Consider the following 21538-nt stretch of genomic DNA (forward strand, 5'->3'; position numbering starts at 1 on the left):
TTCCAGTAGATAAAGAAAGTGCAATCGGAATTGATTTAGGGCTAAAGCACTTTGCCATCCTTACGAATGGCAATAAAATCAATGCTCCCAAGTATTTCAGGATATATGAAGAAAAGTTAGCGAAAGCACAGCGTACCTTGAGTAAGCGCACGAAGGGCGGTTCTAATTGGCATAAAGCACGAATCAGAGTAGCGAGAATCCATGAGAAGATCACCCATGCTCGTCATGACTTCCTACATAAGCTGTCTACGAAGCTGATACACGAAAGCCAAGTGATTAGCACGGAAGACCTACAAGTAAAAAATATGGTCAAGAATCACAAGTTAGCTAAATCCATTACAGACGCTTCATGGTCAGAATTCGTATCCATGCTTGAGTACAAAGCGGAATGGTTCGGAAGAACCATTGTGAAAGTAGGGAAAACATTCCCATCCAGTCAGCTTTGCTCTTGTTGTGGACATCGAAATAAAGATGTGAAGAACCTTAATTTACGAGAGTGGACGTGTCCCGAATGCAAGGAACACCACGACCGTGATATCAATGCATCTAAAAATATTTTGCAAGAAGGTTTGAGACTTCTCGCCGTAGGGACTACGGTCTAAGCTTGGTAAATTTCCTTGGGTTACCAAGGATTACCCAAGAATCCCCCACCTCTTAGTGTTTTTAAGCGTAGGTGGTGGGAGTGTTCAAATAAAGGAAAAAATAATATTTTCTCTCGTCCAATCCTCTAAAATTCGCTATGATGATAACAACGAAAGCGAATAGGTGGATGAAGATGAAGTTAATAGAGAAAGCTGAGAGATTGTTACAAGATCTATATGGCTATCCTACCTTTAGAAACGGACAAGAACAGATGATTAACCAAATCCTAGAAGGAAAACCATCTCTCGGGATTATGCCTACTGGTGGCGGGAAATCACTCTGTTATCAAATCCCTGCGTTATTACTGGACGGAATTACACTCGTTATCTCTCCCTTGATCTCGCTGATGAAGGACCAAGTAGACGCCCTTAACCAATTAGGAATTCCAGCTACCTATTTAAATAGCACAGTTGATTATGTTGAGATGGAGAAACGGATGCGAGAGATCTATTCCGGAAAAATAAAGCTTGTCTACCTTGCTCCTGAGAGATTGGAAATGGAATCCTTCGTACAAATGCTGCAAAAGGTACCTGTATCCCTTGTAACAGTCGATGAAGCACACTGTATCTCGCAATGGGGACATGATTTTCGCCCTAGCTATCTTAGCATTGGTACGATGATCAAGCAATTGCCTAACGCCCCGATTGTCTCCGCGTTAACTGCAACGGCAACGGCACAAGTGCGCCAAGATATCCAAGATATCTTACAAATCCCTGTAGAAAACACAGTACTAACTAGCTTCCAGCGTTCGAATTTACGCTTTTCTGTCTTACATGACCAAGATAAAGTTTCCTTTATTGAAAGTTACCTCAAACGATACCCCAAACAATCTGGGATCATCTATTGCTCCACACGTAAAGAGGTAGATGCGCTCTATCAACATTTAGGGGAATGCGGATTCTCTGTAGGGCGCTATCATGCGGGGATGACAGAAGGACAACGTGCGCAGTCCCAAGAAGCATTTTCCTATGATCGACTTTCCGTCATCGTAGCGACAAATGCTTTCGGGATGGGAATCAATAAACATAACGTACGGTACGTTATACACTATAACCTGCCTAAAAATATAGAGAACTATTACCAAGAAGCGGGACGTGCAGGTCGTGATGGTGAAGAGAGCGAGTGCATCTTGCTATATCAAGGACAAGATGTACGAACCCAGCGATATCTAATCGATCAATCCGAAATGAACGAGGAGCGAAAGAAGCTAGAGTATAGTAAACTCCATGCGATGTATCAATACTGCTTCACACAATCCTGCTTACAAAACACGATTATCCAGTACTTCGATGATCCGATAGAGGAACCATGTGGCAAGTGTCATAACTGTTTGGCCCAGATGGAGACAAGCTTGCAAGACTTTACCGTAGAAGCTCAGAAGCTATTTTCCTGTATACGTCGTATGAAAGAACGGTTTGGCCTTTCTATGATTGCAAAAGTGTTAAAAGGCTCTAAGTCTAAAAGAGTGTTAGATCTTGCTTTTCATTGTCTCCCTACTTACGGGATTTTACGAGAGTATACGGAAAAAGAGATACAGTTACTCGCCCTCACGTTGCAAGCAGAAGGATATATCAAAACCTATAGCTCTGCCACAAGTTCCCTTCCCCTTATTAAACTGACGGAAAAAGCAGTACAAGTTTTAAAAGGGGAGTTAAACGTCTACCTCAGGCCACTACGTAGTTCTGTTAAACCAGAGTGGCAACAGCAACTGAGAACGAAGCGTTCTACCTTATTTGACCGTTTAGATGATCTTCGTCGAGTTTTTTCAAATGAAGAACAGTTACCTCCGTACATGATTTTGTCTGACTCCACCTTACGTGCGATGGCAGATCGGATTCCATTAAACGACACAGAACTGCTCACGATAGTAGGTATGACTCAGCATAAAGTCGCCAAATACGGGGCTAGAATTCTAGAAATCACATCCACCTTTGCTGATGAACGTGAGCAGAAAGTTCAATCGAAGGCATTGATGCGAAAAGATGCCAACCAGAGCCACCTTATTACCTATGACCTCTTTCAATCCGGAAAGCTAATAAAAGAAATAGCTTCCATACGGAACATGTCTACCAAAACAATCGAAGATCATCTCGTTCGCTGTCACAGCGAAGGCTACGATATCCCTTGGGATACGATTATTCCGGAACAATACCAAGAGGCCATCTTACAAGCCGTCCAAGAACTAGGTGCATCCAAACTAAAGCCACTCAAAGAAGCACTGCCAGCGGAAGTTACTTATTTTCAGATTAAGGCGGTTATTGCAAAAGAGCAGGTAGCGGCTAGTTCGATAAATGAGTAAGTGAATGCAAAGGGTTAGTTTTTACTAGCTCTTTTTTGTTGTATTGATAAAAGTTTTATGGCCTTATGGAAGCAATTTCGTACGATAATGAATATAATGCCATTACCGATTACTGTTTTGCATGTACACTATTAGGGACTACAGGAATCAAAGACATTGAGAGATCAGAAAGGAAGTGGTTTATCATGTGGACAAAATTCATAGAAATGGTACCTTTCGTTACTAGTGCGGTATTCCTCCTCTATATATTTATTCAGATGAATACTATTTCTACCTTAAGAGAAGAAAATAAGAAACTTAGAACTCAAGTGGCAGAGAGTTGCCAAACTTCATTAGAAGAAGAAGTTAGACTTTTGTTGAAATCTTCTTCTAAATTGGATGTTATAAAGCATCTACGGACTAAAAAAGGTCTTTCGATACTGGATGCAAAAAAATTAGTTGATTCGATTTCTAATTCGTAAGTGTTGAACTTCAATGACACAGTTCTAAATCTCTCTTACTGTTCACATAGACAGTACACAGGGGGATTTTTTTTTGTACTTAAATTAATTTCCATTGTATAATCATTCCCCTCTTTAGATGTTTTGCCAACCTATATTACTAACCTTTGTTTCTTGGTAGAGAAGAGTATAATACAAACTTCTGTAAAAAAACATCTCTCCCTCATCTGATAAAATAAATGTGTATAAAGACATAATTCTTCAAATTTAAGGAGGTGTAGGCAATGAATAGAAAAAATAAAAGATAAATATTTTTTATAAGTACTTGAAACTGTTTTCAATTTTGAACATAATAAGGAAGATTGGCCTTTTTCGTGAGCTTTTTATAAAAAATAGTGAAAAGGGTTAATAGTTCTTGGTTGACGAGAACAAAATACATCAAAGAGTTTCGGAGGAGATATTTTGAGAAAGAAGCTAGCACTTACTGCACTTACACTAACACTATCTTTAGGCCTAACTGTTCCATCGTACGCAACGGATACGAATCCACCGCCACCACCACCAGCGGGCGGAGACGTTACACCACCGCCACCACCAAATCCTGAGCCAAAGCCGGAACCAAAACCTGAGCCGAAGCCAGAACCAGAACCAAAACCTGAGCCGAAGCCAGAACCAAAACCGGAACCAAAGCCAGAGCCAAAACCTGAGCCAAAGCCGGAACCAAAACCTGAGCCGAAGCCTGAGCCAAAGCCAGAACCGACAAAACCTACTAATTCTACTGTGCCTTCTAAAGTAGCTGCTCCAGTTAGCGGCGCAAAACAAGGGCCTGTAGCATCTCCGGTGGCACCAGCAGTAGTTGATAGAGCAACTGTTGCAGCGGCAGATACAAATGTTAATGAAACGACAGTTGCACAAACAACAAATAAAGATGAAGCAACCACCACCACTGAAACAACTACGAACGAATCAGAAAAGACGTACACAGTGGTAAAAGGCGATTGCCTTTGGGATATCGCGAAAAAGCATCTTGGTGATGGAAACAAATGGACAGAGATTTGGGAATTAAATAAAGATATGTTAGTAAAACGCGACTCACGCAATTCGAAAGATCTTGGTCATTGGATTTATCCAGGACAAGAGCTAAAAATGCCAGAGTTGAAAAAGTAATGTGTAGTGAAAGGGGATGAGTTTTTTTCATTCCCTTTTTTTCTTTCATAAAGAATGAGGAGGATCGGATTTTGATTAGAAAAAAAGGTGATCATCCAAGGGAGTTTAAGGTTATTAAAGGAATGAGATCAAAGAAGATTTTAATTTGGGGATTGCTGACAGCTAATGTGGTGGCTCTCCCAGTTGGTTTTTTTTATTTTAAAGATAAAACAGTAGTTACTGGAGGTACTGAGCAGGAGGCTCCTGTAATGAGCCAGACTGCTAGGGCTTTTGCGGAAGACTTTGTTTCCACATATTTTAGCCTGCATCAGGGATTTGAGGATCATCGAGCCGAGAGCTTAAAGCCTTTTTTGATGAAGGGGCTGGACAAGCAAGCTGGTTTAGAGTCCATAGAGGTAAATCTCTCTACAGGGAAAGTTCGGGTATGGAAAGTGGAGAAGAAAAGCCCAAACAAAGCTACGATGATGGTACAGGCAGAGGTGTACATACGGGATAAAAGTGATAAGGTTCTTTCGATGGACAAACGATTTCTTGCCGTTCCGATTGAGAGTATAGGGAATGGTCAGTTTGTGGTGTCAGAGATTCCTTATTATGTTAGCGAGCCCAGCGCACCTAATGTCGCGTTGAAGGAGGAGACTCTAGCTAATAAAGCCGATAGCTCTACTAAAAAAGAGGTAGAAACCTATTTAAATACATTCTTCCAAGACTACGTTTCTGGAAATATGGATAAACTTTCTAGCTATACAAAATCGGATTCTAAACGTATTGAAGGTATGAATGGAGTGTTGGAGTTTGTTAAGATAAAAGAGTTGGAGGTTTATAAAGAGAAGCAAGTGGTGGTAAAAGTGAAAGCTCAGTTTAAAGAAAAGGAAGAAACCAAAACCAATGGAGTCTATACTTACCCGTATACGATCCAGTTGGAGAAAAATGGGGACCGTTGGCTTATTAGTAGCATGGAAACTAAGTAGTTTATGAGGTAGATAGTATGAAAAAGGTATCTGTAAGTAATGGAATTGCGAAAGTAGAAAAAGGAACGTTAGCCAATCGGCCTCGTGAGTCGACTTCCCCCCGAACTGTCCGGTTCGGAACTGTTGTTACTTGTCGTGATACTCCAAGAAAGGAGAGGGACCATGAGACCCCTTCGGATTGAGTTTCCCACCCGTCATATTGAAGGAAATCTCACGTTTGGTCAGGATGGATCTGTGTGGGCGTATTATGAAATCAAGAAAGCAGAGCATGAAAGTAAGCTGATGCATGCTCGATTTCAAGATGCTCACCTCTCTGAAGAATATCACTACATTCAAGTACCCTGTTATACAAATAGGCAAGCAAATAGCGAACTTAAATGGTTTTCATTTGAGGAAGAAATGAGTACTGATTCTGGTCAACCTCCTCAACTGATCAGTGAGGTTATCAACGCTGATACTGAGACCAGGGTTTTTATTGGATTTCGATTGCGAAAGCCGAAACAAAGACAGTTCAAAAACCATTTACGTCGTCGATGGAAACACAAGATTCGAGATTTCATTCGTTATCTCTACTCTATCACTGGGATTGCAGATGGTGAGATTTTAGAAGAAGAGCTATTTGAGTATACAGGACAGGAAGAACTGTTATTCCAATCATTACGAGGGTTTATGAGTATACATAAACTAGGTACTTCCGATCTCAAATGGTATATTCGTCAACATGTTTATCAGGACTATAAGCTTCCACCTCTAAATGAAAAAGGAAGTGTAGTGACTGAGTTGGGAGTAAGTACGCTAACTCTAGATGATAGTGAAATTGAGATCCATCCGCATCACTTAAGGACTTGTCATTTGGAAGAGACGACAGGTGAAGTCAGAGAAGTCTATACCTCCTACCTGTATGCAATCTATTTTCCCGAGGATCTACAGTTCCCTGGTAAATCGGAATGGGCATACCTTACGAACATCTTTGATTTTCCTGTATCCATATCGGCGAGGAAGGAAATGGATAGCTTGGAGAATGTGCATTTCATGACAGTTGTATTTGGAGTCTCTGCTAAAAATGAGGATATCCTTGCTGAGAGAATCAGTAAAATTATCTCAGAGTATCGTCAATATGAAATTGAAGTACAACTCTGTGTTGATAATCAGTTTGTTGGATATAGTGATTTTCTGCCGTGTGGTGAACAGTATGAAAGGTCCGTTTCGTTTACTAGTAGGGTTAAATCTACCCCGATACAAATTGAGGACTCATCTGATTTCCTTTGGTAATGCACAGAGATACTATATGTATGCATCAAAGGAAAAGAGAGGAATGTTACTTTAGACCTAGTTGAAAATATTGACAATAAATAGAATGTTCGTCTATGCTAAAAGCAGGGTCCCATTCATCCCTGCTTTTTTATTGTGCGTATATAGTGTGGATTGCATAGGTTATCGGTTTCTCTGATGGATCGAGGAGGCGTCAATGTGGATTCACAAAGGATGGAAGAAGAATTTGTGAAACGGGTGCAAAATGGAGCCAAGATCGAGTCCAATGATTGGATGCCGGATGGTTACCGCCACTTGTTGATTAAATTGATTCATATGCATGCAGTAAGTGAGATTATGGGTGTATATCCTGAAAAGGAATGGGTGCCGAAAGCACCAAATCTACGGCGGAAGCTTGCTATGATGGCAAAGGTTCAAGATGAGATGGGCCATGGGCAATTATTGCTCCGTATCGTGGAGGATTTGGCCGCGCCTTATGGAAAAGGGCGTGAAGAGCTATTAGATGATTTAGTAGAAGGCAAGGTTAAATTTCACAATGTTTTTCATATGGAAGCGAGAACATGGGCGGATGCTGGCTTAATTGGTTGGCTGATTGATGGGGCTGCTATTATTAATCAGGCATCGTTGCTCTCTACTTCGTATGCACCGTATGCTCGTATATTGAAGCGTATCTGTGCAGAAGAGAGCTTTCATATGCAACATGGTGAAAACGTTATCTTAAGTCTAGCGATGGGAACGGATAAGCAACGAAAGATGTTGCAAGATTCCCTTAATTATTGGTGGTATTCTCTCCTCTTTTTCTTTGGGCCTCTAGAAATAACCCCAGCTGCTCAGAAAATGTTGCATTACCGCATTCGAACCAAAACCAATGAAGAACTGCGACAAAAATTTCTAGCAAAATATGTTCCTCGGATCTGGTCGCTCGGCCTAACGATCCCTGACCCCACATTACACTATGATTCCAAGTTAGAACGTTGGCACTATGCCGAACCAGAATGGGAAACATTCCAACGAATCGTCTCAGAAAATAAAGGGCCGAAATCGCAAGAGAGAATTGCCTTACGACGCATTGCCCAGGATCAGCATAAATGGGTGCGTCTTGCCATGACAACGGGAATATGACGTTGTTTCATGGGAAAGGGGAGTTTGAGTGCGATGGAAAAAGAAATGCAAACGGAACCTTCTGATGTATATGAAGTATTTGTGCAAAGAGATCATCTAGACCCCATGGTGCATGTGGGTAGTTTACTAGCTCCTACAGATGAACTGGCTCTTCAATTAGCAAGGGAAAATTTTACTCGTCGAGAGCAGATCCTGCAGATTTGGGTAGTACCACGAACACACATCTACTCTGCCGAAGAAGCTGACTTTCATGCGAGAGAGATGGATCGATCGTATCGTGAAGTTTCGGGTTATACGGAGAACGGTCGCTTGTGGCGAATGTTTAAGGAAAAGGAGATTACGTTGGAGGAGATTGTTCGATACGTCGAGCAGAAAAAGCAGTCTAAAAATGATCTTCGTGGGGAGGGAAGTCATGAGTCACGAGACGAACTCCCTAGCACCTGAACAATTAACAGAACAACAGCATACGGTCTTGGTAGATTGGTTAACCCAGTTAGCAGACGATGAGTTTATATTGGGGCACCGAGATTCAGAGTGGCTGGGACTATGCCCTACTGTGGAAGAGGATGTAGCATTTAGCTCAATTGCACAGGATGAAGTGGGGCATGCGGTATTTTACTATGAATTGATTCAGGAGTTAGAAGGAGTAAGTGCTGACTATCTAGCTTTTCAACGACCGGCTCACGAGCGAAAGAACTCGCTTCTTGTGGAGAGAGAAAACGGGGATTGGGCCTATACGATTGTGCGCCATTATCTGTATGATCTGTGGGATCAAATCCGACTTGATGCCATGGTGGAATCGAGATACACTCCCTTAGCTCATGGGACACAGAAGATGAAGCGAGAAGAGTATTACCACCTCATTCACTTCCAACATTGGTTTGCCCGGTTAACGGGATGTGGAGGGGAAGCACAAGAGCGGATGAAGCAAGCGATGGAGTGGGTGGAGCAGGATCTCGACGATTTATTGGATATCGGGGTATATGAAAGCGATCTCCTTTCATGGGGGATTCTTACCAAGCCACCTACGGAGATGAGAAGCGAGTTTTATAGTCAATATGAAGATTTATGGAAAGATATTTCTGATTTATCAGAGAGGATGATAATCTTCTCTAAGCAAGCATCTAAGGGGCGAATGGGACAACATTCTCCGGCGTTAGCCTCTGTGTTAGAAAATATGACAGAGGTGATCCGATTTGACCCAAACGCACAATGGTAAACCAGAACAGGAGCGATTTTATCAAATCCTTGACGAAGTGAAAGATCCAGAGATTCCAGTCATAAGCATAGTAGAGATGGGAATGGTCCATCAGATTACGGTTGAAGGGGAAATGATCTGGGTCCAAGTCATGCCTACCTTTCTCGGGTGCCCTGCTTTAGAGATGATTGGAAATTCGATTCGAGAGCGAATGTTGGAAGAGTCCGATTTGGAAGAGGTGTTTGTTGAGTTTATCCGAGATCCGTTATGGAGTAGTGAGCGGATTACGCCGATTGGGAGGGAAAAGTTAGCTGGTTTCGGCTTGGCGACTCCTTCTATGGATCGTTTGGGTCAGGTGGAGTGCCCTTATTGCCAATTAAGTGGAACGAGTTTGGTTAATTTGTTTGGCTCTACCGCGTGCCGTTCGATTTACTATTGTCGTTCTTGCAAGGAGCCATTTGAGGCGATGAAACCGATTTAATAATGAGAGAAAGAGGGAGATAACATGGTAAAACTAACCGCTTTATACCGTCAACCGGAAGAGGTTCAAGAGTTTGAGACGAGATATTTTGAAGGGCATGTGCCGCTAGCAGAAAAAATGCCGGGTCTATTAAAGATGGAAGTTACTCGGTTTACTGCGACTCCTATGGGTACTCAACCTCCCTATTATTTACAAGCCGATCTTTATTTTGAATCAGAAGAATCTCTCCAAGCGTCGATGAAATCACCCGAAGGAAAGGCAGCAGCGAAGGACGTGATGAGTTTTGCTGGCAAACTTGTAACGATGATTGTAGGAGAAGTGAAAGGGGACGCTTAATGTGACCGAACAGATATGGGCATCTCCTGCTGTAATCGGTACTGGTACGATGGGAAGAGGTATCTTGGATATGTTGATTACTGCGGGCTATCAAGTGAAAGCATTTGATAACTGCAAAAAAAGTCGTATCAGTGCCCGTGAATGGTTAGAAGAGCGATGGTGGAAGCTGGCCGAGAAAGGGAAGAAAACCCTATTTGAGGTAGAGGCCATGCAAGAGAGGTTAGTGTTAGTAGATTCTCTCCAAGATTTGTCTGAATGTGATTTTATCATTGAGGCAGTGCCTGAGGATTTATTGATGAAGAAGAATCTTTTTCATCAATTAGATTCTATTACATCAGTAGATGCAGTTCTTGCAACAAATACTTCCTCTCTATCCGTTACCTCGATTTCCAGCAAATTAAAGCACCCAGAGCGGGTTATCGGACTCCATTTCTTTAATCCAGTTTGGCGATTACCGTTGGTAGAGGTCGTAGAATCTGCTCATACACCATTGGAATTGATTCAGCAGGCGATACGCTGGTTACAGACGATGGGCAAGGAGCCGATTCATGTTTTGGATACTCCTGGGTTTATCGTAAATCGGGTGGCACGCCCCTTTCATTTAGAGGCGTATCGCATCGTAGGGGAAGGATTGGCAAATAAGGATCAAGTGGACCGTATTCTCCGTTCGGCTGGGTTTCCGATGGGCCCCTTTGAGCTTCAAGATTTGATTGGTATCGATATCAATTATTCAGCCTCTCATTCTGTTTATGAAGGCTTCCACTATGATCCCCGTTTTCGTCCTCATCCAGAGCAACGAGCTTTGGTTGAGAGTGGGAAGCTGGGTCGGAAGTCAGGAAAGGGGCATTACATCTATGAATGAATTTATTCTACTGGTTGGCAGAGGAAAATTAGTAGAAGAAATAGATTTGTATTTAAACCAGCAAGGAATGAAGACCAAGACTCTTGATCAAACGTTTCCAGCCAATGATGTGATTGCGGTTTTCGATTTGGAAATAGGATTGAATCAAGAGAAAAGACAACTTTTACAACAAGTCGAGACACGAGTTACGCAACAGACCCCTATTTTTACTTCGGTCCTACATCGAACAGCGACTGAAATCGCTTCTTGGTTATTTTATCCAGAGAGATTAGTTGGTTTCTCTCCTCTTCTAATGTCCAAAATGGCAGTCGTGGAGGTGTGTTTTCCGATTCAATCCCTTCGTCCCAATCATAAGCTACTTTCCATTTGGAAACAGTTGGGCAAGGATGTTGAAATCGTTGGAGATCAGCCGGGTCTTGTATTTGCCCGTACGTTAGCTTTGTTGGTCAATGAAGCATCGTTTGCTTTATCAGAGGGAGTTGCGAAGGCGACGGATATCGATCTAGCGATGCAAAAAGGGTTGAATCATCCACAAGGTCCTCTCCAATGGGCAGATCAGGTTGGAATCCATCATCTATATGCTGTTTTAGAAGGGTTGCAGCGCGAGTATGGGGAAGATCGTTATCGACCAGCACCGTTGCTTCGGAAAATGATGTATGCCCAGTTTATTGGGGTCGAGGCAGAGCAGGGCTTCTACCGCTATGGGCCGCAAGAGATGAGGAGAGATTCACATAGTTTTGCCGATCGCCCAGAACGAAGATCGAAGATGCTTTCCGATGCATGAAGTTGTCATTGTGGATGCAGTTCGTTCTCCGATCGGCAAGGCACGGGGCAGTCTTTCTTCGGTTCGGGCGGATGATTTAGCTGCTTATGTCATGAAGGCATTGTTGGAGAGAAATCCAGAACTAGATCCTATTGATATAGCAGATGTGATGTTGGGATGTGCCAATCAAGCGGGTGAGGATAATCGCAACGTTGCCCGTATGGCCTGTTTGCTTGCAGGCTGCCCCTACGAGGTTCCAGGTACAACAGTAAACCGGCTGTGTGGTTCGGGGATGGAAGCGATCATTCAAGCGGCGCGTTTGATTCAAGTGGGTGCGGGACAGGTGATTATAGCAGGCGGAGTAGAGAGTATGTCCCGTGCACCTTGGGTTATGTTAAAGCCGACTGAGGGAATGATGCGAGGGAATCGGAGTTTAGTGGATACCACGCTAGGATGGCGATTTATAAATCCGAAAATGGAGGAGCGATTTTACCCTTATAGTATGGGGGAAACAGCGGAGAATGTAGCGGAGCGCTACCACGTTTCTCGGCAAGAGCAGGATGAATTTGCGTATCTAAGTCACCAGAAAGCGACTCGAGCATGGAAAGAGGAGCGATTTTCTAGTCAGCTTGTCCCAATCCCTACGAAGAAAAAAGGAGAAAAGACGGATAAATGGGTAAGTATGGACGAACAGGTGCGTCCAGATACCTCGCTCGACCGATTATCGACTCTGAAAGCTGTTTTTCGAGAAGGAGGCACTGTAACAGCTGGAAATTCGGCTGGGATTAATGATGGCGCATCTGCTTTGCTCTTGATGGAAAAGGAGTATGCTTTTCGGCACGGATTTCGCCCGATGGCTCGTTTCGTGCAATCGGCTGTAGTTGGTGTCCATCCTGATGTGATGGGAATTGGCCCCGTTTCTGCCACTCAAAAAGTCCTACAAAAAGCAGGTTTACGGGTTCAAGATATCAATTGGTTTGAGGTGAATGAAGCATTTGCCGCCCAAACGATTGCTTGTATCAGGGAGCTACAAATTCCCGTTGAGTTTGTCAATCCATTAGGAGGATCCATTTCGTTAGGACATCCACTCGGTGCAAGTGGTACGCGGATTGTGACCACATTAATTCATCAATTAGCGCAAGAGTCAAAGTCGGGTTCGTATGGATTAGCCACGATGTGTATTGGAGTGGGGCAGGGTATTTCGATGATTGTGCAAAGCATGTAAAAGGATGAAGAGGACTGTAAACTTACTATACGAGGAGGAAATGGGATGGCAGTCGATTCCGTTCAGATAGGTAAGAAATATTCACTATGGATTAATGGTGAAGCTGTGCCGGGACAGCATGGGGAGACATTACCCATTATAAATCCTGCAACCGGCGATGTGATTACCCATGTTGCCAAAGCGACGAGGGAAGATGTCGATCAAGCTGTTATAGCTGCACGGGAAGCGCTAGAAAAGGGGAAATGGGCTACTTGGCCAGCTAGCAAGAGAAGCCAAATTTTGTTTAAGATTGCGAGCATGATGCGAGAGAGGCTTTCTGACTTGGTACAGCTTGAAGTGTTAAACACAGGGAAAACGGTATCGGCTGCGAAGGGTCAGGTATATCAAGCGATTGAAGACTTTGAGCTATATGCAGGTGCCATTACGACGATTCAAGGGGCTACAAAATCGGTTCCCAAGGGATTTTTTCACTATAGTGTAAAAGAGCCTGTAGGGGTTTGTGCCCAGATTATTCCGTGGAACTATCCCTTAATGATGGCAGCATGGAAAATAGCTCCGGCTCTGGCGGCTGGATGTACGATTATTCTAAAACCAGCTAGTCTTACACCTCTCACTGCCCATGCACTAGCTGAGATTTGTCATGAAGCAGGAGTGCCAAAAGGCGTGTTAAATGTGATTACGGGAAGTGGTGCGGACATTGGCTCTTATCTTGTCCAGCATCCTGGTGTGGATAAAGTTGCCTTTACAGGTGAAACCAGCACGGGAAAAGATATTATGGCAAAAGCTTCCGAGACCCTAAAGCGCGTAACCCTCGAATTAGGCGGTAAGTCTCCTAACATTGTATTCGCTGATGCGGATTTGGAAGGAGCGATTCATGGATCCATCTACGGTATCTACTATAATACCGGGCAATCTTGTGAAGCTCGTTCGCGTCTTCTTGTTCAGGAGGAAATTTATGATCAATTTGTAGATCAATTTGTAGAGAAGACGAAGAAATTGCGAATCGGAGACGTATGGAATCAAGATAGCCATATAGGATCGATTATTTCTCGCCAGCAGTGGGAAGTGGTAGACTCATATGTGAAATCAGCGATTGTGGAAGGGGCTACTGTACTTTGCGGGGGGAGAACACCAGAAGGGGAGTCGTTTGCCCAAGGATATTGGTATGAACCGACAGTGATTGTAGATGTTACTTCGAATATGAAAGTAGTACAGGAAGAGATTTTTGGCCCTGTTGTCGTGATTCAGAAATTTTCAACGGAGCAGGAAGCAATTCAACTAGCCAATGATAGCCACTACGGCCTAGCAGCAGCTGTCTGGACAACGGACCATGCTAAAGCACATCGTGTTACTTCGCAATTAAAAGCAGGGGTTTTGATGGTGAATAATCCATTCTCTACCTTCCCGGGGCTTCCATTTGGTGGGTACAAACAGTCTGGATTTGGAAGAGAGCTGGCTACCGAATCACTTGAATTATATTTGGAAACCAAGAGTGTTTTATCCTATACAGGTCCAAAGCCACTAAATCCATTTCAATTATAAATTACAGCGAGATGATGATATCACATGAAAACAGGTTTAGAAAAAGGGAATAAGAAATCGATGCAAATAACAGTCTCACCGGAAATGGCTGCTTCTTTTGATGGGCGCTTGATTCACCCAGTCTTGTCCACTGTGGCGATGGTCTACCACATGGAATGGGTAGGTCGGTTGGTGATTGAGCCGTTCTTGGATGAGAGTGAAGAGGGAATTGGTACAGAGATTCAAGTGAAGCATTGTTTGCCGGCACCGGTTGGAGTGGATGTCGTGTTTGAAGCAGAGGTTATCGATCTGACAGAACGACAAGTTACCTGTAGAGTAACCGCTTCTCATGAACACGGGGTAGTGGGGGAGGGGGAGTTTGTACAGAGGATTGTTTCGAGGCAGAAGCTATATGATAAGTTTCGAGAGTTGTCTGTCAGTGAGTAGAGCTGGAGCAGGTGCAAAACTCGCAAAGAACGCCCAGATAAGTTGCAATCGGCCAAGGAATAAACTGTCTGCTCCACTACTCCTTAATACTCTCACCTAACCCAAGTGCGTGTATTTTTGAAAATACCGCTTACTTGGGTTATTCTATTCTAATGGAGTAAAAAGATAGAATCCAAAAAGAAATTAGAAAAGGTGTAAACGCCATGAGTATTTTAACAGTGAAAAACTTGAGTCACGGATTTGGTGATCGTGCGATTTTTAATAACGTGTCCTTCCGTTTGTTAAAAGGAGAGCATGTAGGATTGATTGGTGCGAACGGAGAAGGAAAGTCAACATTTATGAACATCATCACCCGTAAGCTGGAACCGGATGCAGGGAATGTGGAATGGGCAAATAATGTGCGTGTAGGTTATCTAGACCAGCATGCTGTTCTCACCAAAGGGTCTACGATTCGGGATGTGTTAAAAGGAGCCTTTTCCTATCTATTTGATCTAGAAACGAAGATGAATCAGTCTTATGAGCGAATGGGAGAGTGTACTCCTGAGGAACTGGAGGCACTATTGGAAGACGTAGGAGTGATTCAAGATCTCCTTACGAACAATGATTTCTATGTGATCGATGCGAAGGTAACTGAGATCGCTCGCGGCTTAGGCTTAGATGAAATCGGACTAGATCGCGATGTAAATGATCTTAGTGGTGGACAACGAACCAAGGTTCTCCTAGCCAAACTGCTACTCGAAAAGCCAGATATCCTCCTATTAGACGAACCTACCAACTATCTGGATGAGCAGCATATAACATGGTTGAAGCGATATCTTCAAGAATATGAAAATGCATTTATTTTAATATCACATGATATTCCATTTCTCAATAGCGTGATCAATGTTATTTATCATATGGGGAATCAGGAGTTAAATCGTTACGTAGGTGATTACGATAACTTCCGTATGATCTACGAGGCGAAACAGGCCCAGTTAGAATCGGCATTTAAGAAGCAGCAGCAAGAAATTGCCGATTTGCAAGACTTTGTACAGCGTAATAAAGCACGTGTCTCGACACGTAATATGGCGATGTCTCGCCAGAAGAAGTTAGACAAGATGGAGAAAATTGAGCTAGCTCCTGAGAAGCCCAAGCCACAGTTTGATTTTAAAAGCGCCCGTACATCGGGGAGGATGATTTTTGAAGCGAAGGACTTAGTAATTGGTTATGATGAACCGTTATCACGTCCTCTAAATCTTTCGATGGAACGAGGACAAAAAATTGCGCTGGTAGGGGCCAATGGGATCGGAAAAACGACTCTACTAAAAAGTATTTTAGGGCAAATCCCGTCCCTAGGCGGTTCGATTGAGTTAGGGGACTACTTGGAAGTTGGTTATTTTGAGCAAGAGATCAAGAAAGCAAATTATCATACCTGTATCGAAGAAGTGTGGCAGGAGTTTCCTTCCTTTACCCAGTTTGAAATAAGAGCCGCATTAGCCAGATGTGGACTGACTACCAAGCATATCGAGAGTAAAGTGGAAGTGCTGAGTGGAGGGGAAAAAGCAAAGGTTCGTTTATGTAAGCTAATCAATCGTCCCACGAATCTTCTAGTCTTAGATGAGCCTACCAACCACTTGGATGTAGATGCGAAAGAGGAATTAAAGCGGGCTTTGAAAGAGTATAAGGGCAGTGTTCTCATTATCTGTCACGAACCTGAGTTTTATCAGGATGTTGTAACAGATGTGTGGAATGGTGAAAACTGGACTACTAAGATTTTTTAAGCGTGGACCTTGTAAGCCTAGCATCGTATGCATGATCACATGTGGTGCTAGGTCTTTTTATATCAATTTTGCAGTTTATAGTAATCCACAAGTGATGGTTAAATGAAATCGATCTAAAGTTCTTGCAGTAGCGATAAAGGTTCTGTTTTTTCTTATTGTTTTATTATTATTTTTATTTTTTTATAAATGTGTACAATATATTAAAAAATATATCTATGTCTAGGAAGAATGATTTTGTTGTGTTAAAGTGTTAAATAGTCGATATACTGAATTTAAATAATAATATAATTTAGTTTGTGCAGATGAAATGATTTTTCTAATCAGTATAAATACAAAATAGTTTATTGATATAGGAGTTTACATATTATGGACATGAAATTCAGGCATACACTGCTTAAATCCCCATATGAAGAGCTTATCCACCCCCATTTATATAGGGTGCGGGATAATCTTTTTCTTGTTCAGTTTAAAGTGATGAAGGTGTTGCCAGCATTAAATATTGTGCGTCGTGCGATGGATCGAGGAGAAATTAATCAGGATTCATTAGTGGTAGATACTTCGAGTGGGACATTTGCTCTAGGGCTTGCACTAGTATGCCATCATTTTAAACTGAAATTGAAGATTGTAAGCGACCCTGCCTTAGATAAAAATTTAAAAACTCGCTTAGAAGACTTAGGGGCTCATGTAGTAGTTGTTATAGAGCCGGACGAGCAAGGTAATTATCAATCGAAGCGCCTACAGGTTGTGAAACAAATCGTAGAGGAAAACAAAAATGCCTTTTGGTGCAATCAATATGATAATACGGATAATATGCAGTCGTACGGTCTGATTGCAGATCTGATTGCAGAGAAAATCGGTGCTCAGGTTTCACTAGTAGGTGCTGTAGGGTCAGGCGGATCAACGAGTGGTATTATGCAAGCACTTAGAGATCGAGATTCCGATTCGAAAATGGTTGCGGTGGACACGTTTGGTAGTGTTTTGTTTGGTTTAACTGATTCAAAAAGGGAGTTGCGGGGCTTAGGGAATAGTGTAATTCCTAAAAACTTAAAGCATGATCTATATGATGAAGTTCACTGGGTGAGTGCACGATTAGCATACTCTTGGACCAGAAATTTACATAGAAAACATGCTATATATGCTGGGGGAACGACAGGAGCATGCTATGGAGTGGCCGACTTTCTTTCAAGGAATTCGCCAGATGAAACCTTTGTGTTTATTGGTCCTGATGATGGGGTTCGCTATATGGAAACGATTTATAACGATGATTGGTTACGAGAGAATCAGCTTATTCTACCCAATCATGAGTTGACGGAACCTCAGGGATGTATAGGTCCGTGGGATGTATGTGGTAGTTCTTATGATTGGGCTTTCATGAAATGGAATCGAAAATCGGCTTTATAGGGGGTTGATTTATGGAAGCTAGATCCATCGTTTTTGTAGAAAGTAATACTACGGGAACGGGTGAGCTTTTTATCAAGGAATCTTTAGTGATGGGATATAATGTGTTTTTCCTATCAAAAGATCCATTCAAATACCCGTTTTTAGAGAAGTATCCTATCCATTATGTTCAAATAAACACAGAAAATGTAGACGGAATGATTCGTATGGTGGAAGGGATTCCGAGTGTTGATCTTGTCTTTTCATCAAGCGAATTTTTTGTAGAGATAGTAAATCAGATCAATATGCATCTGAGGTTAATATCGAATCGACCAGAGGCAATATCAATCTGTAGAAACAAACTTGCCTTATATGAAGTGCTTAGTAAGAAGGGACTATGTCCGAAAGCAATTCGTGTTTTACGTTCTACCGTGTTAGGAAATACGGCTAGTGATTTCATGCCTTACCCATTTGTTGTGAAGCCACTTAAAGGATCGGGGAGTCAAGGGGTACGCTTCATTCGGGACGCTGACCAATTAGCTATATACGCGAATGAGATAGATCAAGACGAGTTTATTGTTCAGGAATATATGGATGGGGAAGAATTTTCGGTAGAAGTTTTATCCTTGCATGGTGAGCATCACGTGATGGGGATTACAAGAAAATATCTAGGTGAGGAACCGTATTTCATTGAAACGGGGCACGATTTTCCTGCTGATTTGCCTAGGGATGAGACAGAGAAGATTTGCTGTATCGTACGTGAGGCACTTGATGAAATTGGTTATGTGACGGGAGCTTCCCATATTGAAATTCGCGTAAAGCGTCAGACTGTGAAGATTATTGAGATCAATCCTAGACTAGCAGGCGGGATGATCCCAGTTCTGATGAACAAATGTACCAATATCAATATGATTCGACTTTGTCTGCTTGTACACTTAAACAAGATTGAAGAATTTGCAGAGGAGATAGCGAGACTTACATTCCTTCAAAAAGGTGTTATTCGTTTCAAACTGGCAGAAAGTAAAGGGGAGATCGAGAAGATCATCATAAGGAAGGAAGAAAAGGATGATCGGTTAGATCATGAGATCCTACTGTTGAAAAAGAGTGGAGATCGAATTTCTCTCTCAGGAGATTTTAAGGATCGCATTGCATGCGTGATTGTAGCAGGCTCAGATACCAAGGAATGTGAGCAGGTTGCCAAAGGTTGGCTGTGTAGGGTAGAAGCTGTTTATCGTGATAGGATGGACCCATCTCTAGCAGACCACACCCTTCGTTTTTTAGAGAATACAGGTAGGTTGCGTTCGACCATTCACCCTTATGCACAAGCAGTTATGAAGGCGGAGAAACGTAGGACAAGCTTAGAAGAGATTCGATTCATTTGTGACATAGATGAAGCACATCAGATTATGCTTCTAGAAAGCGGGATTCTACCACATGATGATGTGATCTCAGTGTTAAGCGAAATACAGAGATTACGAGAGTTCGATTTTGAAAGCGTTCTCCGTCTTCCGGCTCCACGGGGTTTATATTTAACCTATGAAAGCTATATGATAGCGCAGCTTGGGGAGAGGTTAGGAGGAAACTTGCAGTTAGCTCGATCTCGAAATGATATCAATGCAACGATGAACCATCTCTTTATCCGGGATCATGGGCTCGAGTTGATTCAGACTCTTTGGAGATTGATGTCTTCGATGACGTTGCTGGCTAGAAAGTATGTAAATACTGTGTTTCCTATCTATAGCCAATATCAAACTGCATTGCCGGGGACATTTGGACATTATCTCATGGCAATCGTAGAAAGTCTCTTAGATCATACTCATAAATGGATTAGCCTTCTTGAGTGTAGTTTGAAGTCACCTTTAGGAGCTGGCTCGGGGGGAGGGACAACGCTTCCGATCAATACGAATATTACAGCCCAGTTGCTAGGTTTTAAAACGGGATATCGAAATTCGATTGCGGCTGTTAGTAGTAGAGACCTGAATCTGCGTGTCGCTAGTGAATGTTCCTTTATTGGTCTGACCCTCAGTCGATTCATTCAAGACCTGCAAATCTGGTCTTCGATAGAGTTCTCGTTATGTTCATTACCTGATCAACTTTGTGGTGGGTCTTCAGCCATGCCACAAAAAAAGAATCCGTACCTATTGGAATGGGTTAAAGCTCGGATAGACGAGTTATTAGCGGTCAAGGATACTCTTACCTTTTCAATACATAAGACTCCATTCTCGAACTCATTTGAGGTATCTGGGATTAGCACGGACCATTCTTGTGACATGATTTCAAAGGTAACGAAAGTCATCCGTATGACTAGTATTCTAGTAAACGGGTTAGCGATTCATGAGAAATCGGCTAAAAAGCATCTCATGGATAGCCATTCCTATCTAAGTGATATAGCTGAGTATTTATTCCGTGAACACTCCATTTCTTTTAGAGAATCGCACCATTATCTTGGTGAAATAATCCCATTGATTGGGGCTGATTATGGGGCTCTCGTCAAGCTAGTAAATCAAAAGTTTGGTATTCAGATGAGCCAGGTGTTACCATCACAAGATCGACTTTATGGGATGGGCCCTGGAGAGAAACAAGTGAATGAGCATATCTCCTACTGTATGGATTCATTAGAACAGATAAAAGATCAATTGGATGATGTTTCTCAGCAAATACGGATGGCATATCGTAAAAAGGAGCAGTTGATTTATCGTATGGTTCCGTCCACGTAAGCTAGACATGAGTATGCTACTTCAGTGAACGAAATAAAGAGGGGAAATTAGGTTATGCCGGAAGCGATCGCGAACTACACTCAATTGGGCGTGGATTGGGCAAGAGGCACTTTTGGAGAGTTGTTACAGGGGCAGCTACCCGATGGGAGTCATTTTCTCGTTACTCTTCCAATCTCTTTACAATCCAAAGCAACTTTTTTGCCCGACCGAAATACGAGGGTGATAAATGTTTATCCTTCTAATAAGAAGAAAGTGAGAGAGGCTATCGACTATTTATTACGCCGGTTTAATATTCATTTGGGTGGCCTTCTTATGATTCAGAGTGAAATACCAGAGGGAAAAGGATTAGCTAGTTCATCTGCAGATATCGTCGCAAGTATTCGAGCTGTTTCTAAATATCTGAGTCTGCCTATCAATCCAAGTATGATTGAGGAGGTCATGCGTCAAATCGAACCAAGTGATGGTGTCATGTATGAAGAGTGTGTCGTTTTTTATCATAGGGAAGTAAGTCTGGCTGGGAGGCTTGGTGAATTGCCCCCGATGATCATTGTAGCAGCCGATACAGGAGGGATGGTTGATTCCATACAGCATAATCGTAAGAGTCCTCAATATATCGATTCGGAACGGGATACGTTCCAACGATTGCTTGAGGACCTTAAGGTTGCAATTGCACGTAGAGATTTAGATGAAATTGGTAGAATTTCTACAATGAGTGCTGAAATGAATCAGAAAAGACTTTATAAAGAGTACTTTGATTTTTTCATGAGCTTGAATCATAAAAAGGAAGTTTGCGGTACAGTCATTGCACACTCTGGCACGATGATTGGATCGATCCTCAATCCATATAATTCTAGGGCGACAGAAGCAATGAGTGAGATATTACAGGAATTTCAGGATCAAGATATCGAGCCCATTATATATACGAATATGTAAGATAAGCG

21 protein-coding genes are annotated in these 21538 nt (G+C 42.4%); all 21 read left to right on the forward strand.

What is annotated here, in order from left to right:
* The coding region (locus tag BLU58_RS14950) for an RNA-guided endonuclease TnpB family protein (RefSeq protein WP_143123809.1) at positions 1-602 on the forward strand (602 nt) is incomplete at its 5' end.
* A 173-nt stretch (positions 603-775) separates the two neighbouring features.
* On the forward strand, positions 776-2941 hold the full coding sequence (gene recQ, locus BLU58_RS14955; protein WP_093293412.1) for a DNA helicase RecQ: 2166 nt from the start codon (positions 776-778) through the stop codon (positions 2939-2941).
* 185 nt (positions 2942-3126) lie between these two features.
* On the forward strand, positions 3127-3402 hold the full coding sequence (locus BLU58_RS14960) for a hypothetical protein (RefSeq protein WP_093293414.1): 276 nt from the start codon (positions 3127-3129) through the stop codon (positions 3400-3402).
* A 441-nt stretch (positions 3403-3843) separates the two neighbouring features.
* The gene (locus BLU58_RS17050; RefSeq protein ID WP_093293416.1) at positions 3844-4548 is read left to right on the forward strand and encodes a LysM peptidoglycan-binding domain-containing protein; all 705 of its coding nucleotides are present in this window, start codon (positions 3844-3846) and stop codon (positions 4546-4548) included.
* Positions 4549-4619: 71 nt separating this feature from the next.
* A complete protein-coding gene (locus BLU58_RS14970; RefSeq protein ID WP_093293419.1) occupies positions 4620-5516 on the forward strand; it encodes a conjugal transfer protein in 897 nt (298 codons plus the stop codon).
* Positions 5517-5533: 17 nt separating this feature from the next.
* Positions 5534-5698 (forward strand): hypothetical protein, encoded by a 165-nt coding sequence (locus BLU58_RS16565; protein WP_176786708.1) that lies wholly within the window; start codon positions 5534-5536, stop codon positions 5696-5698.
* Positions 5679-6788: a hypothetical protein gene (locus tag BLU58_RS14975; RefSeq protein WP_093293421.1), complete on the forward strand. Its 1110-nt coding sequence runs from the start codon at positions 5679-5681 to the stop codon at positions 6786-6788. The genes BLU58_RS16565 and BLU58_RS14975 overlap by 20 nt, the downstream gene beginning before the upstream one ends.
* Before the next feature lie 213 nt (positions 6789-7001).
* Positions 7002-7910 carry a 1,2-phenylacetyl-CoA epoxidase subunit PaaA gene (gene paaA, locus BLU58_RS14980; protein WP_369813817.1) on the forward strand — a complete coding sequence of 303 codons (909 nt, stop codon included), beginning with the start codon at positions 7002-7004 and terminating at the stop codon, positions 7908-7910.
* 33 nt (positions 7911-7943) lie between these two features.
* Positions 7944-8354 carry a hypothetical protein gene (locus BLU58_RS14985; protein WP_093293427.1) on the forward strand — a complete coding sequence of 137 codons (411 nt, stop codon included), beginning with the start codon at positions 7944-7946 and terminating at the stop codon, positions 8352-8354.
* Positions 8323-9129, forward strand: coding sequence for a 1,2-phenylacetyl-CoA epoxidase subunit PaaC (gene paaC, locus BLU58_RS14990; RefSeq protein WP_176786710.1), 807 nt, complete (start codon positions 8323-8325; stop codon positions 9127-9129). Before BLU58_RS14985 ends, paaC begins: the two co-directional genes overlap by 32 nt.
* Positions 9107-9589 (forward strand): 1,2-phenylacetyl-CoA epoxidase subunit PaaD, encoded by a 483-nt coding sequence (gene paaD, locus BLU58_RS14995; RefSeq protein WP_093293432.1) that lies wholly within the window; start codon positions 9107-9109, stop codon positions 9587-9589. The genes paaC and paaD overlap by 23 nt, the downstream gene beginning before the upstream one ends.
* A gap of 24 nt (positions 9590-9613) precedes the next feature.
* Positions 9614-9925, forward strand: a complete 312-nt coding sequence (locus BLU58_RS15000) for an EthD family reductase (RefSeq protein ID WP_093293434.1) — start codon at positions 9614-9616, stop codon at positions 9923-9925.
* A gap of 1 nt (position 9926) precedes the next feature.
* On the forward strand, positions 9927-10787 hold the full coding sequence (locus tag BLU58_RS15005; protein WP_255404743.1) for a 3-hydroxyacyl-CoA dehydrogenase NAD-binding domain-containing protein: 861 nt from the start codon (positions 9927-9929) through the stop codon (positions 10785-10787).
* Complete coding sequence (locus BLU58_RS15010; protein ID WP_176786711.1) at positions 10780-11571, forward strand: 3-hydroxyacyl-CoA dehydrogenase family protein; 792 nt, start codon at positions 10780-10782, stop codon at positions 11569-11571. Before BLU58_RS15005 ends, BLU58_RS15010 begins: the two co-directional genes overlap by 8 nt.
* Positions 11564-12775 (forward strand): thiolase family protein, encoded by a 1212-nt coding sequence (locus BLU58_RS15015; RefSeq protein WP_093293439.1) that lies wholly within the window; start codon positions 11564-11566, stop codon positions 12773-12775. Before BLU58_RS15010 ends, BLU58_RS15015 begins: the two co-directional genes overlap by 8 nt.
* A 45-nt stretch (positions 12776-12820) precedes the next feature.
* Positions 12821-14317: an aldehyde dehydrogenase family protein gene (locus BLU58_RS15020; protein ID WP_093293442.1), complete on the forward strand. Its 1497-nt coding sequence runs from the start codon at positions 12821-12823 to the stop codon at positions 14315-14317.
* A gap of 24 nt (positions 14318-14341) precedes the next feature.
* Positions 14342-14743, forward strand: a complete 402-nt coding sequence (locus BLU58_RS15025) for a thioesterase family protein (RefSeq protein WP_093293444.1) — start codon at positions 14342-14344, stop codon at positions 14741-14743.
* A 203-nt stretch (positions 14744-14946) separates the two neighbouring features.
* Positions 14947-16503 carry an ABC-F family ATP-binding cassette domain-containing protein gene (locus tag BLU58_RS15030; RefSeq protein WP_093293447.1) on the forward strand — a complete coding sequence of 519 codons (1557 nt, stop codon included), beginning with the start codon at positions 14947-14949 and terminating at the stop codon, positions 16501-16503.
* 366 nt (positions 16504-16869) lie between these two features.
* Positions 16870-17904, forward strand: a complete 1035-nt coding sequence (locus BLU58_RS15035) for a pyridoxal-phosphate dependent enzyme (protein WP_093293450.1) — start codon at positions 16870-16872, stop codon at positions 17902-17904.
* Between the two features lie 11 nt (positions 17905-17915).
* Positions 17916-20597 carry a lyase family protein gene (locus tag BLU58_RS15040; protein WP_093293453.1) on the forward strand — a complete coding sequence of 894 codons (2682 nt, stop codon included), beginning with the start codon at positions 17916-17918 and terminating at the stop codon, positions 20595-20597.
* Positions 20598-20651: 54 nt separating this feature from the next.
* The gene (locus BLU58_RS15045; RefSeq protein WP_093293456.1) at positions 20652-21530 is read left to right on the forward strand and encodes a GHMP family kinase ATP-binding protein; all 879 of its coding nucleotides are present in this window, start codon (positions 20652-20654) and stop codon (positions 21528-21530) included.
* Positions 21531-21538 lie beyond the last annotated feature (8 nt).

The organism is Thermoactinomyces sp. DSM 45892 (genome assembly GCF_900107305.1).
GTDB lineage: Bacteria > Bacillota > Bacilli > Thermoactinomycetales > Thermoactinomycetaceae > Baia.

Bases quoted from the DNA above. Each gene is read 5' to 3' on its own strand.
- BLU58_RS15035 (WP_093293450.1), top strand. From the start codon at position 16,870: ATGGACATGAAATTCAGGCATACACTGCTTAAATCCCCATATGAAGAG.
- BLU58_RS15010 (WP_176786711.1), top strand. From the start codon at position 10,780: ATGAATGAATTTATTCTACTGGTTGGCAGAGGAAAATTAGTAGAAGAA.
- BLU58_RS14960 (WP_093293414.1), top strand. From the start codon at position 3,127: ATGTGGACAAAATTCATAGAAATGGTACCTTTCGTTACTAGTGCGGTA.
- BLU58_RS15030 (WP_093293447.1), top strand. From the start codon at position 14,947: ATGAGTATTTTAACAGTGAAAAACTTGAGTCACGGATTTGGTGATCGT.
- BLU58_RS15040 (WP_093293453.1), top strand. From the start codon at position 17,916: ATGGAAGCTAGATCCATCGTTTTTGTAGAAAGTAATACTACGGGAACG.
- BLU58_RS15015 (WP_093293439.1), top strand. From the start codon at position 11,564: ATGCATGAAGTTGTCATTGTGGATGCAGTTCGTTCTCCGATCGGCAAG.
- BLU58_RS15000 (WP_093293434.1), top strand. From the start codon at position 9,614: ATGGTAAAACTAACCGCTTTATACCGTCAACCGGAAGAGGTTCAAGAG.
- BLU58_RS15045 (WP_093293456.1), top strand. From the start codon at position 20,652: ATGCCGGAAGCGATCGCGAACTACACTCAATTGGGCGTGGATTGGGCA.
- paaC (WP_176786710.1), top strand. From the start codon at position 8,323: ATGAGTCACGAGACGAACTCCCTAGCACCTGAACAATTAACAGAACAA.
- BLU58_RS15025 (WP_093293444.1), top strand. From the start codon at position 14,342: ATGAAAACAGGTTTAGAAAAAGGGAATAAGAAATCGATGCAAATAACA.
- BLU58_RS14975 (WP_093293421.1), top strand. From the start codon at position 5,679: ATGAGACCCCTTCGGATTGAGTTTCCCACCCGTCATATTGAAGGAAAT.
- BLU58_RS15020 (WP_093293442.1), top strand. From the start codon at position 12,821: ATGGCAGTCGATTCCGTTCAGATAGGTAAGAAATATTCACTATGGATT.
- BLU58_RS14985 (WP_093293427.1), top strand. From the start codon at position 7,944: ATGGAAAAAGAAATGCAAACGGAACCTTCTGATGTATATGAAGTATTT.
- BLU58_RS16565 (WP_176786708.1), top strand. From the start codon at position 5,534: ATGAAAAAGGTATCTGTAAGTAATGGAATTGCGAAAGTAGAAAAAGGA.
- paaA (WP_369813817.1), top strand. From the start codon at position 7,002: ATGGAAGAAGAATTTGTGAAACGGGTGCAAAATGGAGCCAAGATCGAG.
- recQ (WP_093293412.1), top strand. From the start codon at position 776: ATGAAGTTAATAGAGAAAGCTGAGAGATTGTTACAAGATCTATATGGC.